The organism is Siphonobacter sp. SORGH_AS_1065 (genome assembly GCF_030818595.1).
Lineage (GTDB): Bacteria > Bacteroidota > Bacteroidia > Cytophagales > Spirosomataceae > Siphonobacter.
Genome location: NZ_JAUTAM010000006.1, coordinates 101,096 through 120,656, shown reverse-complemented (window position 1 = coordinate 120,656; position 19,561 = coordinate 101,096). Strand labels below are relative to the sequence as shown.

The 19,561-nt window shown below is 45.3% G+C and carries 13 protein-coding genes; 2 read left to right on the top strand and 11 right to left on the bottom strand.

Annotated features, from left to right (window positions below; translation table 11 throughout):
* Positions 1-528: 528 nt before the first annotated feature.
* On the top strand, positions 529-2,964 hold the full coding sequence (locus tag QE390_RS21200) for a TonB-dependent receptor (protein ID WP_307143732.1): 2,436 nt from the start codon (positions 529-531) through the stop codon (positions 2,962-2,964).
* Between the two features lie 19 nt (positions 2,965-2,983).
* Positions 2,984-3,889: a DUF4249 domain-containing protein gene (locus QE390_RS21195; protein ID WP_307143731.1), complete on the top strand. Its 906-nt coding sequence runs from the start codon at positions 2,984-2,986 to the stop codon at positions 3,887-3,889.
* Between the two features lie 70 nt (positions 3,890-3,959).
* Here QE390_RS21195 and QE390_RS21190 read toward each other — a convergent pair whose 3' ends face one another.
* The 11 genes from QE390_RS21190 to QE390_RS21140 all read right to left on the bottom strand — a co-directional run bounded on the left by QE390_RS21190 (position 3,960) and on the right by QE390_RS21140 (position 19,345).
* Positions 3,960-4,736: a LytTR family DNA-binding domain-containing protein gene (locus tag QE390_RS21190; protein ID WP_106638123.1), complete on the bottom strand. Its 777-nt coding sequence runs from the start codon at positions 4,734-4,736 to the stop codon at positions 3,960-3,962.
* Positions 4,737-4,765: 29 nt separating this feature from the next.
* The gene (locus QE390_RS21185) at positions 4,766-5,869 is read right to left on the bottom strand and encodes a sensor histidine kinase (RefSeq protein WP_307143730.1); all 1,104 of its coding nucleotides are present in this window, start codon (positions 5,867-5,869) and stop codon (positions 4,766-4,768) included.
* Positions 5,870-5,889: 20 nt separating this feature from the next.
* Positions 5,890-7,305, bottom strand: coding sequence for an efflux transporter outer membrane subunit (locus QE390_RS21180; RefSeq protein ID WP_307143729.1), 1,416 nt, complete (start codon positions 7,303-7,305; stop codon positions 5,890-5,892).
* A 68-nt stretch (positions 7,306-7,373) separates the two neighbouring features.
* Positions 7,374-10,145, bottom strand: a complete 2,772-nt coding sequence (locus tag QE390_RS21175) for an efflux RND transporter permease subunit (protein ID WP_307143728.1) — start codon at positions 10,143-10,145, stop codon at positions 7,374-7,376.
* On the bottom strand, positions 10,102-10,509 hold the full coding sequence (locus QE390_RS21170; RefSeq protein WP_307143727.1) for an efflux RND transporter permease subunit: 408 nt from the start codon (positions 10,507-10,509) through the stop codon (positions 10,102-10,104). The genes QE390_RS21175 and QE390_RS21170 overlap by 44 nt, the downstream gene beginning before the upstream one ends.
* Positions 10,510-10,562: 53 nt before the next feature.
* Positions 10,563-11,696 (bottom strand): efflux RND transporter periplasmic adaptor subunit, encoded by a 1,134-nt coding sequence (locus tag QE390_RS21165; protein ID WP_307143726.1) that lies wholly within the window; start codon positions 11,694-11,696, stop codon positions 10,563-10,565.
* A 233-nt stretch (positions 11,697-11,929) separates the two neighbouring features.
* Entirely contained in the window at positions 11,930-12,268 is a 339-nt protein-coding gene (locus tag QE390_RS21160; protein WP_307143725.1) for a potassium transporter KefB, read from the bottom strand.
* Positions 12,269-12,661: 393 nt separating this feature from the next.
* Positions 12,662-13,504 carry a glycerophosphodiester phosphodiesterase family protein gene (locus QE390_RS21155; protein WP_307143724.1) on the bottom strand — a complete coding sequence of 281 codons (843 nt, stop codon included), beginning with the start codon at positions 13,502-13,504 and terminating at the stop codon, positions 12,662-12,664.
* Positions 13,505-13,579: 75 nt separating this feature from the next.
* Complete coding sequence (locus QE390_RS21150; RefSeq protein WP_307143723.1) at positions 13,580-15,214, bottom strand: SusD/RagB family nutrient-binding outer membrane lipoprotein; 1,635 nt, start codon at positions 15,212-15,214, stop codon at positions 13,580-13,582.
* A gap of 2 nt (positions 15,215-15,216) precedes the next feature.
* Positions 15,217-18,561 carry a SusC/RagA family TonB-linked outer membrane protein gene (locus QE390_RS21145; RefSeq protein ID WP_307143722.1) on the bottom strand — a complete coding sequence of 1,115 codons (3,345 nt, stop codon included), beginning with the start codon at positions 18,559-18,561 and terminating at the stop codon, positions 15,217-15,219.
* A 253-nt stretch (positions 18,562-18,814) separates the two neighbouring features.
* Positions 18,815-19,345: a sigma-70 family RNA polymerase sigma factor gene (locus QE390_RS21140; RefSeq protein WP_307143721.1), complete on the bottom strand. Its 531-nt coding sequence runs from the start codon at positions 19,343-19,345 to the stop codon at positions 18,815-18,817.
* Between the last annotated feature and the right edge of the window lie 216 nt (positions 19,346-19,561).

The following is a 19,561-nucleotide window of genomic DNA, read 5'->3' as shown; positions in this document are numbered from 1 at the left end:
AGGTATTTATAAAATATAAGTTAAGTAATTAAAGCTAATGAATTATCCATGTAAAAAATAAATAATTTATTTATGTAATAGGTTATAGACTGTTTAAAGTTTACAATGGTTGAATCATTCATGCGAATGATCGAGGAGTAAATAACTTTTTCTATCCGTTATCTCGAACATAGATATATTTATATTTAATGGGTTGTATTATAGATAGTTAACAATAATTAATGGGTAAGTGTATTTGAAAAAAGTAAGAAGTTCCTTCGCTTTGCTTTGAATGAAAGACTCGGGGGTACAAACCAACTTATCCCAGGGTCCTCTTGAACGTAGGGAATCATTTTTCCTACGTTCAACCTCTTAATAGACAGATTTTTAACATAAAGTAATTGCCTTAATTATAGGTAATACATGCACATCTGATCTTTACTTAAATCAATTCTAACAAAATTTAACATGTATGTTGATGCAACGGAAGCCTTGATTTACGCATTATTGTATTAATTCGTAAATTAATACATCCTTCATTCCATCTTCATGATACGTATTTTACCTGCCTTCTTATTTTTTAATTTACTTTTTGATTCAGTTTTATCCTTTTCTCAAACCTCTTCCACTATTAAACAACAATCCGTTGCTACGATTAGTGGGTACGTTCGGGAAAAAGGAAGTCAGGAAGCTTTGCTCGGCGTTTCGGTGCTCGTCGAAGGAACTTCTTTGGGAACCGCTACGAATGCGTACGGCTTTTATTCATTAACCTTACCGGTACAGGAGCACCTTTCGCTGCGTTTTTCCTTCGTGGGTTACCAAACCGAAACTCGAACGATTGACCTGAAGAATAACACTAGTCTCTCCCTCGAATTAACTCCTGGACGTATGCTGAATGAAGTAACCGTTCGCGGAAAGACGCAGCAGGATAAGGTGAGCGAGACGCCACAAATGAGTAAAATCGAAGTACCGATTTCGCAGATAAAGAAGATTCCGGCTTTGCTGGGCGAAAAGGATGTGCTCAAGGTGTTACAACTCATGCCCGGTGTTCAGAAGGGCAGTGAAGGCAGTACGGGCATTTATGTTCGCGGTGGTGGTCCCGATCAAAACCTGATTATCCTCGATGATGCCACCGTTTATAATGCGAATCACCTCTTCGGCTTTTTCTCGGTCTTCAACGGCGATGCTCTTAAAAGCGTGGAACTTACCAAAGGCGGTTTTCCAGCCCGGTACGGCGGTCGTTTATCTTCGGTTATTGAACTGAACATGAAGGATGGCAATAAGGAGAAACTGCATGGCGAAGGAAGTATTGGGTTAATCGCTTCGCGGGTAACTCTGGAAGGGCCCATCAAACGCAAGAAAGACAGTACGGCACGATCCTCTTTCCTGATTTCTGGTCGGCGGACGTATCTGGATTTGATTGCCCGGCCCCTCATCGCTCTGTCCACGGAAGGGGATGAAATGGCAGGCTATCATTTTTATGATCTGAATGCCAAGTTGAATTATGATTTTGGACCGAAAAACAAGGTATACCTGAGCGGTTATTTTGGGCAGGATAGGTTTTTTGCCAGGAGTAAATACGGGAATTCCAGCAGTAAGGCAGGGCTCGATTGGGGTAACGCCACGGGTACAGTACGCTGGAATCATTTGTTTTCCGATAAGCTTTTTGCCAATACATCCTTGATTTTCAGCAATTACCGCTTTTCTATTTATCTACAAGACCGAAGTTTTAATAATGATGACCAAAAGGAAAGCATCTATGACTTACGGTATAATTCAGGCATTCGGGATTTTTCCTTTAAAACCGACTTTGATTATTATCCTAATCCTCAGCATTCCATTCGGTTTGGGCTTCAGTCGCTGGCTCACCGCTTTACACCCAGTGCTACGGTATTACAGGATACGGACCTTAATCGGAATAAAAAAGACATTCAGAACATCGATGTGGTTGAAACGGGCCTTTATGCCGAAGACCACTGGACACCCTTGCAGCGTTTACGGATCAATGCCGGGATGCGGGTAAGTCATTTTCTGCATCGGGAAATCCAATACTTACGGCCAGAACCTCGGTTGTCAGCCGCTTATATTCTCCAGCCCGATTTATCGTTCAAAGTCTCCTACGCCCTGATGAATCAATATGTTCATATGCTATCCAATACGGGCATCGGGCTTCCAACGGACTTATGGGTACCTACTACTAATCGCGTTAAACCTCAGCAGTCAGAGCAAATCGCGGCAGGCTTTGCGAAAGACCTTACTAAAAGCGGCCTGACGTTTACACTGGAGGGTTATTACAAGCGGATGAACAACATCATTAGTTATAAAGAAGGAGCCAGTTTTCTGGTCATCGACGACCCTGAAACCGCTGGACAGGTTGACTGGCAGCAAAACGTAACCTCGGGGAAGGGCTGGTCGTATGGAGTGGAAGCCTTATTACAAAAGAAAGTAGGTCGTTTTTCGGGTTGGGCTGGTTATACCCTTTCCTGGACGCAGTGGCAATTCCCGGAATTAAACGATGGTAAAAAGTTCTTTCCGCGTTACGACCGTCGCCATGACATTTCGCTGGTGGGGGTGTATGAGCTTAGCCCCCGAATCACACTTTCAGGAACCTGGGTGTATGGTACAGGCAATGCTTTAACAATTCCCACTGGAAAGTATATGGCCTATACCCGTCTGACGCCCAATTCTTATTCAGAAGGAAATCGGGAAGTAGAAGATTACGGACAGAAAAATGCCTTCCGGGCCGCGGCTTATCATCGTTTTGACGTTGGGATTCAGTTCCACAAAAAGATGAAACGCCACGAACGCACCTGGGAGTTTAGCGTTTATAATCTCTACGATCGGCGGAACCCCTTCTTTTATATGTTGAGTGAAAAGGATATTCCTAACCCTGCTTCCCCCGGATCAACCCGATCAAAAACGGTGCTTAATCAATATTCCATTTTCCCGATTATCCCCTCATTCAGTTACATGTTTAAGTTTTAATCAGACCTTCTTCTTTGTTATGAAATATCTTTTTTTAGTACCAGTAATGGCCTTAGTTCTAGTGGGGTGTAAGCCTTTGTATAAAGAGGTTAATCCAGATGGTATCCCGCAAACGGGTTCGAAATTGGTGGTGCATAGTTTTATCTCTCCTCAGGATACCGTATTATTAGTTAAAGTTAGTATGTCCAGAAATGTATTGGGAGAAAGTGTGCCCTTTTATCGGCTGGATGTAATGGATGCGAACGTAGAGCTTTCGGATGGAACCCATTCCGTTAATCTTACTTATGATTTCCCATCAGGAGGGTATTATAAAATTAACGCAAAACTTTTTCCTATTCAGGAAGGAAAAACCTATACACTTAAAGTAGGCAGAACGGGCGGAACGGCAGTTCAGGCACAGACGACGGTTCCCTATGCCGTACCTCTGCAACGGCTGGAAATAGATACCCTTGCTGCTACTTCTTTTGTGAATGGAAAAATAAGAATGTATTGGAATGATGTAGCAAAGCAAGTCAATTATTACAGCGTGGATGCAAAAGTAAATTACGATATGATCAGCTCTGTGCGGAATGGGGCTGGGGTTTTGAAAGATACCCTCATGCATGCTTCCCAACGCTTGCGTTTTAATGAACCGTTCCTAACGGATCAGGGTTTTGATGGACAACCGATGGCAAGCCCACGTCAGGATTTTAGTATTTATCCCTCTTACTACGGGAGCTCTCCGCGACTACTTCGACCTATTTTGATAACTGCCTACCTCTTACATCTGGACCCAAACTATTACAAGTATCAAAAGGCCGTGGAAGAATGGAATAATGACAATCCCTTTGCTGAACCGGTGCTTATTCCCTCTAATATTCAGGGTGGTCTGGGCTGTTTTGGATCTTACTCGAGAGCAGAGTTTACGGGAAAAATTGGTAAATAACTAAATATCAATCAATAAAAAGGTTGCTCGTCAGTACAGCGAGCAACCTTTTTTGCGTAAGCCTTTTCTATTACTGGTTCAGCCACTGCTTAAACGAAGGAGCTTTTTCTTTACTGATGATGATTTCGATCGGCTCCTGCTTTCCGGCTATTACTTTAAGTTTTCCGTTGAAGTAATTATGGATACTCTGGATGCAATAAACCTGAATGATATACTGACGATTGGCCCGGAAAAACCGTACCGGATCGAGTTCAACTTCCAGCTCTTCCAGCGTGTAGGGAATCATGGATTGTTCGCCTGTTTTTAAGCAAGCAAAGGTAATTTTGGATTCTGAAAAGAAGTATTCAATATCCTGAACATTCACCGTCGTATAACCATCCCGATACGGAAGCAGAAATCGTTGACGGTAGGGTTTCGTCTGTTTTCGATATAAATCAAGCAATTCGGTATATAAAACCGATGCTTCTCTGGCTGGCGATGCATGATGTAGGCGATCAAATTTATCCAGAGCCTGCGTTAACTCGTCGGTATCGATTGGTTTCAGAAGGTAATCAATACTGTTTACCTTAAAAGCCGACATCATATACTCGTCATAAGCCGTTGTAAAGATGATCGGGCTACTAACGGATAGTTGAGAAAAAATATCAAAACAAATGCCATCTGCCAGCCGGATATCCATGAAAATGAGCTGGGGTTGTGGATGGGTTTTCAGCCATTCAATACTTTCGCTGACCGTTCCTAATACTGCCAGAACTTCATGATTGGGCCGAATCATTTGTAGCAATCGCAAGAGACGATTGGCATTGGGCTGTTCGTCTTCAATGATGAGTAAGGATAAGGAATTCATGCGATAACGATTAAGGCACTCTCAGAAAATTAGGGCTTGGAGTAATCAAATAAAGGTAACTCCACCCAGAATAATTCAGCGTCAGAACCCTGAACGGGAATTTCGTAGGACAAAAGGCGATACCGATTTTTAATATTCTCCAGCCCTAATCCGGTTGAAGGCAATGGCGTTGGGAAAGGCTGCAAATTATTGGAAACACAAAGCCGATTACCCAGATCGTAAATCTGAATTTTTAGCGGTTTCGCATACGTCGCCCGATTGTGTTTGATGGCGTTTTCAATTAACAACTGAATGGCAATGGGAGGGACCCGTTTGGTTAGTAAATCGGGGTTAATATCAAAGCAAATCTGCACCTGCTCGCCGTGCCGAATCTGAATTAAATACTGGTAGGCTTTAACGAAGGCAATTTCATCTTTCAACGGCACCAGATCCTGCCGAGTGTTCTGAATCATGTACCGATATACCTTCGATAATTTATCCAAAAACAAACTTGCCTTATGGGTATCTTCCAGAATCAGTTCAGATAAAGTGCTGAAGTTATTAAAGAGAAAATGAGGATCTAGTTGTAGCTTCAACGATTGCAGCTCGGCCTGAAGAGCCACGCCTTTTAATTCCAGCGTCTTGACTTTCAGCTCGGCGGCCTCTTCCAGACTTTGTTTGATACGACTCAGGAGGAAATACCCCGTATGAAAAGTGCTAATCATTAACGAAACAATGAGGTTAACGATCAGAAATTGCCAGGATTCCAGTTCTTCCTGAGGCGTAGGCGTTCCGGGATACAACCAGGTATAAATCTGATCCTGAATCATTAACAGGCCAATACTCGCCCCCAGTGTTAGTACCGTTTGACTCACAAACCGGGCCAGCGGAGAATTAACCCAGGGGAGCCAACGTTCGAGTCCGCTAGCAATGCCGATACTGACTTCAATGATGAACCAACTGAAAATGAAGGTAATGGTCAAATCAGTTACCCATTCTTTGCAGGTTAGAATACCTCCCAACGTCCAGAGTCGATTATCGGGATTGATGAGGTAATACAGCAAATGAATGGCCAACACGACTAGGGGCGTCATGGCCAGCCGGATATACCGTCGGTATGATTTACGATCAAGATTCACGTGAAATGCGGGCATACATGGATTTGGAGAGATGTTTAACGCCAGCCGCCGCCTAAAGCCCGGTAGAGTTCGATGGTTGCATTCGCCTTTTCCCGTTCCAATTGAGTAACGTTCAACCGGGATTGCAGGAAGCTACTTTGAGCGGTAATGATTTCCAGGTAATTAGCCATTCCATTTTTGAATAACAATTCGGTTGAACCAATGCCCTCTTCCAGAGCCTGCCGACGCTTGGTCGCATGTTGAATCTGCTCTTCGATTTTCTGATTTGCCACCAGGGCATTAGACACTTCGGTATAACCCGTGAGGACGGCCTGTTGAAAATTAATCGCCGCTTTTTCCTGATTGATTCGGGCTTGTTCAATCTGGGTTTTTAACTGCCGCCGCTGAAAAACGGGTTGAGTTAGGCCTCCCGCAATATTCCAGAAGAACGAACCGGGAACGTTCAGCCAGTTGGAAACCTGAAAAGAAGTTAATCCACTTTGTCCCGTAATAACCAATCGCGGATACAAGGCAATTTCTGCGATGCCTAGCCGGGCGTTGGTCGCTCTCAGCTCGTATTCGGCAGCATGAATGTCCGGGCGGGCCGCCAGCAACTCGACTGAATAACCCTGCTGATGGTTGAGGCTAAATTCCTGCCCCGGCTGGGCCCGACGGGTAATTCCCTTTGCGTAGGACCCGCACAGCAGACTTAAAGCATTTTCCTGCTGAATGATGCTTTGTTCAATCTGAGGAATGAGCTGTCTGGTTTCTTCCAACTGGGCTTTCGCCTGTTGAATGGCCAATTGAGTCGCTTCCCCAACCCGGTACTGAGCATTCGTTATCATAACCGTGCTGTCACTGAGTTCCTCACTGTGCCGAGCAATTCTCAGTTGCTCGTCCAGCATTAACAAGTTGTAATAACCATTGGCTACGTCGGCTACCAATCGGGTTTGTACCCCGCGTTTCAATGCTTCATTTTGTAAGATACCCGCCAGAGCTTCTTCTTTCTGCCGCTTTACCCGGCCCCAGATGTCTACTTCCCAATTCAGGCCCAGATTTACATTAAAATCATTGACGTTCAATGTTCCGATGAAAGCTTCATTCCCCAACCCTGCAAAACTGTTACGGGCCGTCCGGTTGCGACTGACCTGCAACTGAGCGTTCAGATCGGGGAGGTAGTTGAGCTTTACCTGCTTTAACGTTGTTTGAGCATATTCAATGTTCTTGATGGCCATGCGTAAATCATTGTTATACGCCAGAGCCGTATCAATAAGACTACGAAGGGTGGCATTGGCAAAGAAGTCCTGAACGTTGGGTAACGTTCGGAGCGTCGTATCCCTTACCTGAGCGTTACGAAACTGCTCCGGTTGTTGTAAATCAGGACGTTTATAATCCCGGGTTACTTTGCAGGCCGTAAGCAGGCAAAGAATCACCAAGACGGAATAAATAGCTTTCATTTTCTTATTAATCATGGTTTTGAGGGAAGCTGGTTCACTGAGGAAGCTAACCAGCTTTTCCTGCCTATGGAGTTGTCCCGGCTTTAGGAATGACTGGGTTTTCTGCGTTTGCGACTCACTTTTTCCTGAATAGACTGGAAAATCACGAATAGCAGCGGGATAATTAACAAACCCAGTAACACGCCGGTAATCATACCCCCGGCGGCACTGGTACTGATCGAACGGTTACCTACCGCCGAAGCACCCGTAGCAAACATCAGAGGCACCAGACCCGCCACAAAAGCCAGCGAGGTCATCAGGATTGGGCGGAAGCGTTGTTGGGCTCCTTCCAGGGCCGCTTCCACAATCTCCATACCGGATTGCCGGGCTTTCAACGCAAATTCAACAATCAGAATCGCATTTTTTGCCAGCAAACCAATCAGCATAATAAGGCCAATCTGTACGTAAATATTGTTGGTAATCCCTGCCATGCCAATGGCGAGATAGACGCCTAAAAGTCCGGTAGGAATAGAAAGGATAACGGCCAGCGGTAATAAATAACTTTCGTACTGAGCCGCCAGCAGGAAATAGGTAAAAACCACGCACATGCCGAAAATAAGTACCATTTGTCCGCTTGACTCTTTCTCCTCCCGGCTTAATCCACTCCATTCGTAGCCATAGCCCGAAGGTAGCTTTTCGCTCAGAATTTTCTCGGTGGCATCCATGCTTTGGCTGTTACTATACCCGTCTTTCGCCATAATGTTGACCGTGATACTGCTGAAAAGGTTGTAGCGATTAATGACCTCCGGGCCATATACTTTACGTAGTTTGACGAGGGTACCAATCGGAATCATTTCAGCATTCGCATTTTTCACAAAGACTTGATTTAATGACTCTTCGTCCATCCGGTAGAGCCCTTCGGCTTTTACATTGACGCGGTAAAATTTACCAAAACGTACGAAGTCACTCGACTGGGCTCCGCCGTAGAATAATTGCAAAGTCGTCAGAACGTCGCGGGGCGTGGTGCCTAGTTGAAAGGCTTTATCCTCATCTACTTCCACTTCAAATTGGGGGAAATCGCTGCGGAACGTCGTGAAGGCCATGCCAATGGCAGGGTCCTGATTTAGGGCTCCGATGATCTGCTGGGCTCTTGCATTGAAAGACTCCAGACTGCCGCCCGTTTTATCCTGCAAAACCAGTTCCGAACCATTCACACTACCGAAGCCTTCCACCGGGGGCGAACGGAATAAGCTTAATTCCCCTTCTTTTACGGAAGCCAATCGCCCGGTCATGGCTTCAATAATTTCATCCATATCATTGATCTCACCTCGATCCCCAATGGCTTTTAGTCGGATAAAGCCTACGCCATAGGAAGGGCCGGCACTGTTACTGAGCAGGTTGAAGCCTGAGATACTGGTAACCGACTCGACTTCTGGCATCTTCTCTAAGGCCTGATCAATGCGACGAATGGCGTTGGTCGTAAACTTCAGGTTATTCCCCGGAGCCAGAGCCAGGGAGTAAATCACAAAGCGGTCATCTTCATTCGGTACAAAGTCTTTCGGGGCCCGATTCATCAGGAAAAAGGCAAAACCTGCCACGAGGGCTAACGCTCCGATACCTATCCATTTCTGATGAATCAGGAAACGAATACTCCGCACATACTTGGAAGTCAAGTTATCAAAACCCGTATTGAAGGCCGTCACAAAACGTTGTTTGAATCCCTGACCTGGTTTTTCTCCGTGCGTATTCTTCAAAAATAAGGCACACAAGGCCGGACTCAGCGTCAGGGCGTTTACCGCCGAAATCAAAATGGCACTGGCCAGCGTAAAGGCAAATTGCTTGTAAAACACGCCCGCCGGGCCACTCATGAAACCTACGGGAAGGAATACTGCTGCCATGACTAGGGTAATAGACAGAATTGCTCCGGTGATTTCCTGCATGGCTGAAACGGTCGCTTCCTCCGGTCCCATGTTTTCGTTCTCCATCTTGGCGTGTACCGCTTCCACTACCACAATGGCATCATCCACCACAATACCAATGGCTAATACCAGAGCGAAAAGGGTTAATACGTTAATGGAAAACCCGATAATCTGAAGAAAGAAAAAGGTACCGACAATGGCCACCGGAACGGCGATGGCTGGAATAAGCGTGGAACGCCAGTCTTGCAAGAACAGGAACACGACGATAAACACCAGAATGAAAGCTTCTATCAGCGTGCTTTTTACCTGATCGATGGACTGATCCAGTCGTTCTTTTACGCTTTGAATGATGTCATAGTCCACGCCTTTCGGAAAATTCTTCCGGCTTTCTTCCAGCGATTTGCGAACGGCAATTTCAATTTCATTGGCATTCGATCCGCTTACTTGCTGGATGGCCAGCGTTACGGCGGGCTTTCCATTTTCGTAGTTGTCACTGTCGTAAAAGGCTGACCCAAATTCAATACGAGCCACATCACGTAAGCGTAAAAGTGAACCGTCGGGTTTGGCTTTCAGGATAATCTGTTCAAACTGCTCGGGCTGATTGAGCTTACCTTTGTACTTTACGATGTACTGAAGCGGAGCCTTGGATTCTTCGCCCAGTTTTCCCGGCGAAGCTTCCAGACTGCTATTGGCAATGGCGGTTTCAATGTCCTGCGGGACCAGATTATTGACCGTGAGTTTCTGGGGATTCAGCCAAATCCGCATGGCGTAATCTTTACTTCCGAAGAGCTGAACGTTACCGATACCCTTAATCCGTTTCAGGGCCGGAACCAGGTTGATTTTGGCGTAGTTCTGCAAGAAGAGTTCATCAAATTTAGAAGAATCGCGACTCAGCAAATTAAAGAACATGATGTTACTGTTCTGTTGCTTGGTGGTCGTGATACCCGCCCGAATCACTTCCGCCGGAATTCTGGCTGTTGACCTGAGCCACCCGGTTCTGAACGTTCACCGCTGCCTGATCCGGGTTGGTGCCCTGATTAAAGATGACCTGAATTGAGAAAGAACCATCGCTTCCGGCTGTGGATTTAATGTACTGCATATTCTCCACGCCATTAATCGATTCTTCAAGGGGCGTGATTACCGAACGCGTAACACTCTCGCTATTACCCCCAGGATAAAGTCCGGCTACATAAATGGTAGGCGGAGCAATATCGGGGAATTGCATGACGGGTAAACGACTCAGGGAGATGAGCCCCAGCAGCACCAGTACAATGGAAATAACCGTGGCCAGAACGGGCCTATGTATAATATTTTTTAGCATAACAACCGGGAAATAGACCGCAACACGGGCTGTAATTACCTAAAGATCTTTATTTATTGAGCTACCTGCTCACCTTCCGTCACCAGTGCCGCGTCTTTCGCAATGATGCGATCACCGGGATTTAAGCCCTTCACCAGCACGTAATTATCTCCACTTTTACCATTGACGATAATAGCTATACGCTCTGCACGGTTATCTTTCGTAAGACGGAAAACGTAAAGTTTATCCTGAATGTCGGACACAGCCTGCACTGGAATCAGCATCACGCTTTCGTGGGTTTCGGGTAATACAATGCGGCCCGTGTTACCCGAGCGAAGCAAATGCCGGGGGTTGGCAAAGGCGGCCCGCACGCTAATACTACCCGTGCCGGTATCAAACTTGCCGTCTACCATCTGCACCTTACCGGAATGTTCGAAAGGTTTACCATCGGCCAGAATTAGCTGAACCGTCGGAAGCTGCTTTAGCGTCTGCGTTAATGACTGATCGGATTGGCGACTGAGTCGAAGAAAATCCTGTTCGGTCATGGAAAAGTAAGCGTAGACCTGGCTAATGTCCGAAAGCGTAGTCATCGGCTCCGTATCCGTTTTGGAAGCCAGGTTACCGATTCGCTTCGGAATTCGACCGATGAACCCACTCACGGGAGCTTTCACCAAGGTAAAGCCCAGATTAATGCGAGCGGTTGCTACAGCGGCTTCCTGAAGAGCTACGTTTGCTTTCGCCGTTTCATAGGCTGCTTTTGCCGTTTTAAGTTGAAACTCGGAGGTAACGCGGCTTTGGCTCAACTCCCGGAATTTATCTACTTCCAGCGAAGCTTTTTTCAAATCTGCCTGAGCTGCCTCGAGGTTAGCCTGAGCCGTATGCAAAGCTTCCCGGTAAGGGGCATCGGCAATTTTAAACAGCGGTTGTCCCGCTTTTACATAGGCTCCCTCCTCGACGTATATTCTCTCCAGGTAGCCTTCCGCCTGCGGGCGAATATCGACATTAACTTTTCCTTCAATGCGGGCAGGGTATTCTTTATGAAGGGTAACTGAATTCTCTTTTAAAGTAATCACGCTGCGTTTCTGCGGAGCAGCGGCAGTTTGTTCGGTCTGATTTTCGGCAGAAGTGGTACAGCCCGCCAGACCAATCCAGGTGAGAAATAACAGGGTCGTAAGGGTATAATTTTTAAGAGAGGGGAAGTGTTTCACGGGATTCTATCTTTTGATTACTTCAAAAATAGACCCCCTACTATCAGTTACTAATGTTTTTGTGACTCATCCGACTAAAAACGCCCCCGAATCGGATTCAAACCCGACTGATTCGTTCTTAAATTTCAATCATTAATCCAGAGCTTTATACCCGCCATATACGAGAAATCCCGAATAGCTACTACCATCCGGGATGCTTTACATGTGACGTACTTCAGCCACCAAACAAGAAATTAATTCCAGTAAGTACCATTTAATCCCAATACCGTACCCAGCCACAAGCCAATCATAAACACCAGTACACCAACCACCAGAGCGAGAGCTTTTTTCCAGTTGCTTCGATACTGAAAGGGATTAATAAAGGAGAAAAAGGCACCGCCCGCCGCCCCAGCCAACGGAACGATGAGGAGCGGCTTAATCATCCAGAATTTACCCCAGGCAGGGTTGGGGTTATGGGCACCGAAGAGAAACAAACTAATGATAAACAGGGCAATCAATCCTCCAATAGACATGCCTTTCCTAAGAGAGGCAATAGGAACGGAAAAGAGTCTGAGTGAATTTTGATGGATCATGAAGCTATGGCATTTCACGTGTTTATTTTATTAAAAGTACTTTGTGATGCAAAGTAAAATACAAAAATCGGAAATCTATTCTTCTCATGACGAAAAAATTTCCATTCATGATTTTGAATACGAGGGGAGGGGGATGAAAAGCAGAAAGAGGACCTTTTCAGGGTAGGAGGTGAGTATATTTTTATTTTAGAGAAGGTAATTTTAGAGGTTTTTATTTAACATAAGGGTAATTATGAAACAATATGTATACCCCTAAATAAGAAGTAAGTTTTATTGAAAAGCTGCTGATTTTTTTAGGTTTGAAATTCAATAGTTTAGAAAGATTTGTTCCGGGAAGCATAACTTGATTAAGTCAAACCTAAAAATAAGTACTAACCGTAACACCTTAAATTCTCAAGGATGTAGTTTTCTTTCTTTCAGAAGTCTTAAAAGTAATTCCGGCTCATCGGTTTGAATAACATTTGCTCCGTGATCGAGTACCATACTTAAGCCTTTTTCGATTTGGCCTTTTCTTACTAAGGCATCCGGCTCGCCTAAAGCATTAATCCATACTCTGGCTCCGTGCTTTTTAATTAATTCTGAAACGGAGCCTTCATAAAAACTATGGTCGATATGGATCAACTTAGGTTTAAATGAAGAAAGTAGCTCTTCTGCCTGAGTTTTGGAATGGGCTCTTGGCATTAATTGATGGGCGGCGTTTACCTGCTTGACCTGAGCTAGTGCGGTCGTATCATCATCAAAGAAAAACACCTGAGCACTCATGTCCATTTTTCTGATCATCTCAACAACGGGGCTAAGACGGTCGGTTTTCAGGTCCAGATTGATATAAATTTTTCCTTTGGCTAAACGCAGTAACTCTTCCAGCGTAGGTATTCGTTCGGAGGTTAATTTACCTTGGGAGTCTTTCAGGTATAACGTGCTCAGTTCGGCCAGCGTGTACTCTTCTGCGTTACCTCTCCCATTGGTGGTTCGATTCAGTGTTCGATCGTGTAATAAAAACGGAATGCCGTCTTTACTTACTTTCACGTCCGTTTCAATAATGTCAACACCGATCTCAATGGCCTTTTGAAAAGCCGGAATGGAGTTCTCGGGGAGGGTATGATGCACCGCCCGATGAGAAGCCACTAATACAATGGCTGGATTGTTAAAATAGTGTTGTAAAGTATTAAAATTAGATTGAGCCTGAGTCATTAGGCTGAACACGAGTAAAGTAAATACGGATAAACAGCGTTTCATAGTAAAAGAGGGTTCGTTAGTAATGAAAAAATCCAGGAAACCTTACGGCTTCCTGGAGCGATTGAACTGGGGTTATTACCAGGGTTTAGAGGTTCCTTTAATTAGCCAGCTTTTCGACCAGGCACTGTTCTTGCCATCCGCCTGAGAATAGGCGGATTCTTCCAGTTGTTCTATGGCCGAGGCTGCATTGGCCTGATTAATCCGTATTTCATCGGACATGTAATAAAAACGAATGGGAAGGACTCGCCGATTGGCGGCAGGGCCAGGTGTTAAAGCCGGTAAACCGGTACGACGGAAGTCAAACCAGGATTCTGTGGCGGCAGTCCAGCTGGCAATCCACTTTTGTTGCATGAGTTGCTCCAGCGTTCCCTTATACTTCACGCCTTCATTGGCGAGGTAGGTAGCAGCAAAAGAAGACACGCCCCAGGTAGTCAATGAGGCTTTAATTGCTGATTCGTAATGCGTTTGAGCATTACCCGCCGCCCAGCCTTTTTGCGAAGCTTCAGCCAGAATAAAATGAACTTCAGCCGCCGAGATCAAACGGGCTTTCAATAAGCTTCCCTTGGCCGCTTTGTATATCTCGTTCAGGTACGAAACGTGTGGGTTATACGAAAGCTGACCCGGCGTAGGATTCAGGTTATAAGACGAAGGCAAAGAGGAAACGCTGGGAGGTAACCCTACATAATCCGCATTGGTATTGATTTGAGCAGTACCTACTTTGTCAGGAGACAGGTAACGCTTGCCATCTTTGATTACGTCTGTTTTAGCGGGCAAGGTAGCGTCTACGACCAGCGGCACTTCTACTTTTTTGGCCCAAATTGCCAGACGAGGATCATTAATGGCCTGCATCGCATTCACCAGCGTTGCACACATTTTGATGCGACGGTAATTACTTCCACTCGCATCGTATACCGTATTTGAAGGCCATGAATCTCCATCGTTATTTCCTACATAAGCCAAAGTGGCATCATCGGTGGCTTCAGTAATGATGGGGTATTGCGTAGGATTGGCGACGATTTTTTCAATACCAGCCTTTGCTTTCTCTGGCAATTTCCCTGAAATACGAAGGTAATAGCGTAAGGCCAGAGAGTTGGCCAGTTTACGCCATTTGGCGGGGTTACCGCCGTAAATCACATCCGCACTGGCATCAATTCCTTGGTATTCAGCCGATGACTTAGATAGTAGCGTATTGGCTTTCTCCAAATCAGCAAGTACGCCAGCATAGATGCTTTCCTGAGAATCGTATTTAGGCATGGTGTACTCGTTCCCACCCAAATCCCCTTTCAAGGCATTGGCGTACGGAGCATCGCCCCACAGGTCAGTGATCAGACCGAAAAGGAACGCCCGCATGGTGAGTGTAACTCCCTGATGAAACTCATACTTCAGGTCAACAGCCCGGTTATAGACCATCTGATTGTTCCGCAAAACGTCATAATAAGCCGTCCAGCTTTGGCTGCCTGACCAGTCATAGTCATTACGGGAACTAAACCAGGCATCACCCTGTGTATGTTGCATGACCCCGGAAATATCTCCAAAGCCTAAATTCAAATACAGCTTGGGGCCTTCGGTCAACACGGTTGATAAAACCAGGTTCGGATTAGCTACGTCCGCCTGAATTCCGTTGGGGTTAACGTTCAGTTCCGTTAAATCTTTGCAGGAGACCAATAAGCTGAAAACCAGCAGAAAGGAAAATTTATAGTACTTTTTCATACTTAGAAAGTTAGACCCAGTTTAAAGCCCACGGGGATTACCCAGGGCGTAACATTATACCGTTCAATACCCTGCTTGAATTGGGTGCCTGCCTGCGACCCTGATTGAGGCTGGAATGCCGTTTCAGGATCGATACCGATTTTAGCAGCCGTCCACAGCATGATGTTTCGGCTATACACCGAGAAATTGGCGTTTTGTAAACCCAGCGAGCGAACGAAAGCAGAAGGCAGTTCGTAAGCCAGACTTAATTCTCGCAGTTTTAAGAACGAAGCATCGAACAGAGCTGCCCGGGCAAAACTCCAGGGATAGTTGTCGGAATAAGGAAGGTATTTTGTTCCACTGGAACCGAGGTTTTCGGTATAACCCGTGATGTTTCCTTTCGCATCGTACTGAGCAATCACACCGGGGTTGAATACACCGCCGTAGGGATAAACCACGCCGCCTGATTCGAAAGGGAAACTTCCATCTGCCGCCGTTGGGCCCCCTACTACATGGAAGTGATTTCCATTCACACGAATCATCTGATCGGCATTCGCTACCAGATAGTTACGAAGAGCATCCCCTGACGAACCATTGGGGTTGATGACGTTTTTCAGGAATCGGCTTGTTCTGAAATCAGATTCCATGTACCGATAGGTCTGTGAAATAAAATCTCCTCCCTGACGCCAGTCAAAACTCATGTTTAGGGTAAGACGCTTGTAAGAAAGAGAGGTCTGTAAGCCTAACATGAAATCAGCGTTGAAATTGCCAATTTTATTACGGGTCTTCGTAGCCGTCACCGACTGCCAGGAACCATCTTTATCAAGAATGGGATACCCGTAATAAGGTGAGTTAGGATCCGTAACCGTTACTAACTCCGCATCATAAATGTCACCGATTTTCTCTCCTACGTAAGTCCAGGCACCGCCTTTGGCATCCTCCCAGAGGGTATAACTTTGTAGTCCGTCCGAAAGACGCTTGATGGTCGTTGTGTTTCTGGTAAAATTAGCGGTAACATCCCAACGCCAGCCATTACGATCCACGGGCGTGCCTCCCAGCGAAAGCTCCACGCCACGGCTTTCCAGTAACCCGGCATTCACATTTATTGAAGAATACCCCGAAGAAGGAGACACCCTAGTATTGATGATCTGATTTTTATTGGAAGAAACATAATACGTTCCGTTGAAGCGTAAACGATTATGCAACAAAGCTAAATCCAGGCCACCCTCCGTTGAAGTAGCAATTTCAGGTTTCAGAGTTGGAGTTAGCTGAGTAGATGAAGTCCCCAGACGGGTGATGCCATTCCAGGCACCTACGTTAACCAACGTATTGTAAAGATTGTAGGGACTGGTGTCTGTACCTACCTGAGCAACCCCACCCCGGAGTTTCACCAGATGAACCGCCTGCGGCAGGTTAATCATTTCATTGATCAGCACGCTCAGGGAAGCGGAAGGATAAAAATACGAGCGACTATCCGCAGGAAGTGTACTCGACCAATCATTTCGGCCCGTAATATCCAGGTAAATCATGTCCTTGAAACCGAAGTTAGCCAGGGCATAAAGGCTGTTAATCCCCCGCTGAAATCGACTGTTGGAATAATTAACGTTCGCCACTGCAATGTTCTGAACGGTATACAAATTAGGTAAAATCAGACCTGCTTTGCTTTTAGAGGAGGTCATCTGATCCGTTCCGTTCTGGTAACGCACGTTACCTCCGGCAGATACCGACCAATGGAATTGATTGAAGTCTTTCTTATACGTCGCTAAAAAGTCTGCATTGCGTTCGTAACGGGTCATGTTCACAATGCCGTACGCTCCTTTGGGTTCGTCTTTATAACTAAAGGGGATTTTCGTTTCCCGTTGCTCAGTATACGTATCCACGGCGTAACGAGCCATCAGACTGAATGACGGCGTGAGTTGCCAATCCAGTTTCAGATTACCGAACATCCGGTCACGAACGAAGCTATTTTTTACTTCATGGGCCAGGAAATAAGGGTTGTTATATTCCCCCGGAGCCTGCGAAAGCTGTTCCAGTCCTTCTCTACCCGAAACCCAGTAATTTTTCAGGTCACGGATGTCGATGTGCGGCGAAACGGCGTAGGCCCATTGCATGGGGTTCGTACCCCGGTCTCCCGAAGGTCGGTTATTGGAATTACTACGGCTGATGTCAATCGTACTGCTCAACGTCAGATTCTTGTGCAGTCTGGCTGAGGAGTTTAAGCTGAGCGTATTTTTGAAGAGATCAGAACCCGGAATAATTCCGCGATTACTCATGTTTGAATACGACAGGCGGTAATTCATCAGATCGTTACTGTTTGCGATCGAGATACCATTGGTCGAAGTAATACCCGTTTGAAAGAAATTACGGAGGTTATCGGGATGGGAAACCAGCTCCAGCGGCACCAGATTACCATTGGCATCGCGTGGACTGTTCCATTGGATAGCTTTGTATCCTTTGTTTAATTCCGGGCCATTCCCCCCCGATGAGCCTTCTTCAATCTCTAAAACTCCGTCGGTATTGGGGTTAAAATCAGGGGTGTACGGGAAAACGCCGGAAGCAAAACGATTATTACGATCCAGAAAACGGAAAGGGCGATCCAGCACGGTATTCGTAGTCACCGAAATCGTCATTTTCTTGGATTTGCTGCCGTTTTTCGTTGTAATGAGCACAACCCCGTTGCCAGCCCGCGAGCCGTATAAAGCCGCTGCACTGGGACCTTTCAATACCGATACGCTTTCAATATCTTCAGGATTCAAGTCTGCAATGGCATTCCCATAATCGACTTTATTATTCGAACCCATTTCGGTTACGTTGTTAAGCGTGTTTGCCAGCGGTACTCCATCCACTACGAATAAAGGCTGGTTATCATTACTTAAGGATTTAGCTCCGCGAATCACCATGCTTACCGAAGAACCCGTTGGGCCCGTCTGGCTAATCTGTACCCCTGCTACTTTTCCCGCCAGCGAATTCAGGACATTCTCCTGAGCTACGCGGGTCATGTCTTTTCCTTTTACCTCACCGACCGAATAACCCAGGGAGCGTTTGTCCCGCTGAATGCCCAGAGCCGTTACCACCACCTCCTGAAGAGAAGCGTCGCTTTCGACCAGGGCTACATCCATAACCGTTTTGTTTCCTACTGGAATTTCCTGAGACTGAAAACCAATAAAAGAAAACACAAGAACGGACTGATCCGATGCAGTAGTGAGGGAATACTGCCCGGCATGATTCGTTGTCGTTCCGATGGAGGTCCCTTTCAGTAGTACGTTTACTCCCGAGAGAGGAGACCCATCTTTTGCTGACGTTACCTTTCCAGTGATGGTCTGAAAAGGTTTGCTGGCCCAGGATTGAAAGCAGATCCAGGGAGCCATTAGTATAAATAATACCAATGACTTTTGAACAGAACTAATTTTTCTGATAAAAAGCATGATTTTAATGGTAATTTTAAATCATTTAAGCAATGGGAAAAATGTAAATAATATTAAAAATATAAAGCCTTTAGTTCTTCTACTAAAATTAGCAATTTTCTACTTTAGGGCAAATGTTTGGTTAATAGAGAGAATGGGAGCATCAGGAATTTCTTAATAAATCAAAAAGTATAAGTTAATAGGTATGGATTAGGAACTATTTAGGCCATACCATTCGATCTCGGATGATTTTTTTACTAACAATGAGGTGATTCTTTACCGTATTTTTTGAAATACCCAGATCATTAGCAATTTCCTGATATGACTTTTTCTCCTGGATATTCAGGAAAAGAATTTGCTTTCTCTTCTCGGAAAGCGTATCCAAAGCATCCCTCAGTCCTTGTATGGAGCCATCTTCTTCCTCCTCCGGCATTTCAATGGCCTCCACGAAAAGAAATTGTTTTTGCAATAAATCCGACTTATGAATTTCTTTCAAGCGATCCAGCGTGAGGTTTTTTACACTGGTAAATAGGTAAGACTTTAAATTTAACTCAGCTTTGAGTGATGCTCTTTTGATCCACATCTTCATGAAAACATCGTGAATGATATTCTCAGCTTCTGCCCGATCTTTAATCAGATCCAAACAGAATTTCAAAGCGGAGTGGTAATAATGTTGATACAGGCTGGAAAAGACAAAGGCTTCCCCGGATGCCGCCCGTAGGGACGTATCTTCTGTATGAAAACGCATAAAAATGTTAGGTTAATGCAATGAGTTATTAACTTAGGTAAATAACTATTTCAATGAGTAATCGTGGGAGGAAATGGTTACCTTAAATTAAGGTTAATTATCAAAAAATTGCCCTTATTTTCTTTAATATGCCGCAAAAGTAGAAGACCTTTTGCAATCATTCTTACGCAATTTGCGTAAAGTTGACCTCATTTTGCGTAAGCCCAAAAAACTTCA

Excerpts from the sequence above, each read along its gene's own strand:
- QE390_RS21200 (WP_307143732.1), top strand. The coding sequence starts at position 529 with ATGATACGTATTTTACCTGCCTTCTTATTTTTTAATTTACTTTTTGAT.
- QE390_RS21190 (WP_106638123.1), bottom strand. The coding sequence starts at position 4,736 with ATGAATTCCTTATCCTTACTCATCATTGAAGACGAACAGCCCAATGCC.
- QE390_RS21160 (WP_307143725.1), bottom strand. The coding sequence starts at position 12,268 with ATGATCCATCAAAATTCACTCAGACTCTTTTCCGTTCCTATTGCCTCT.
- QE390_RS21170 (WP_307143727.1), bottom strand. The coding sequence starts at position 10,509 with ATGCTAAAAAATATTATACATAGGCCCGTTCTGGCCACGGTTATTTCC.
- QE390_RS21180 (WP_307143729.1), bottom strand. The coding sequence starts at position 7,305 with ATGATTAATAAGAAAATGAAAGCTATTTATTCCGTCTTGGTGATTCTT.
- QE390_RS21195 (WP_307143731.1), top strand. The coding sequence starts at position 2,984 with ATGAAATATCTTTTTTTAGTACCAGTAATGGCCTTAGTTCTAGTGGGG.
- QE390_RS21150 (WP_307143723.1), bottom strand. The coding sequence starts at position 15,214 with ATGAAAAAGTACTATAAATTTTCCTTTCTGCTGGTTTTCAGCTTATTG.
- QE390_RS21185 (WP_307143730.1), bottom strand. The coding sequence starts at position 5,869 with ATGCCCGCATTTCACGTGAATCTTGATCGTAAATCATACCGACGGTAT.
- QE390_RS21140 (WP_307143721.1), bottom strand. The coding sequence starts at position 19,345 with ATGCGTTTTCATACAGAAGATACGTCCCTACGGGCGGCATCCGGGGAA.
- QE390_RS21145 (WP_307143722.1), bottom strand. The coding sequence starts at position 18,561 with ATGGCTCCCTGGATCTGCTTTCAATCCTGGGCCAGCAAACCTTTTCAG.
- QE390_RS21155 (WP_307143724.1), bottom strand. The coding sequence starts at position 13,504 with ATGAAACGCTGTTTATCCGTATTTACTTTACTCGTGTTCAGCCTAATG.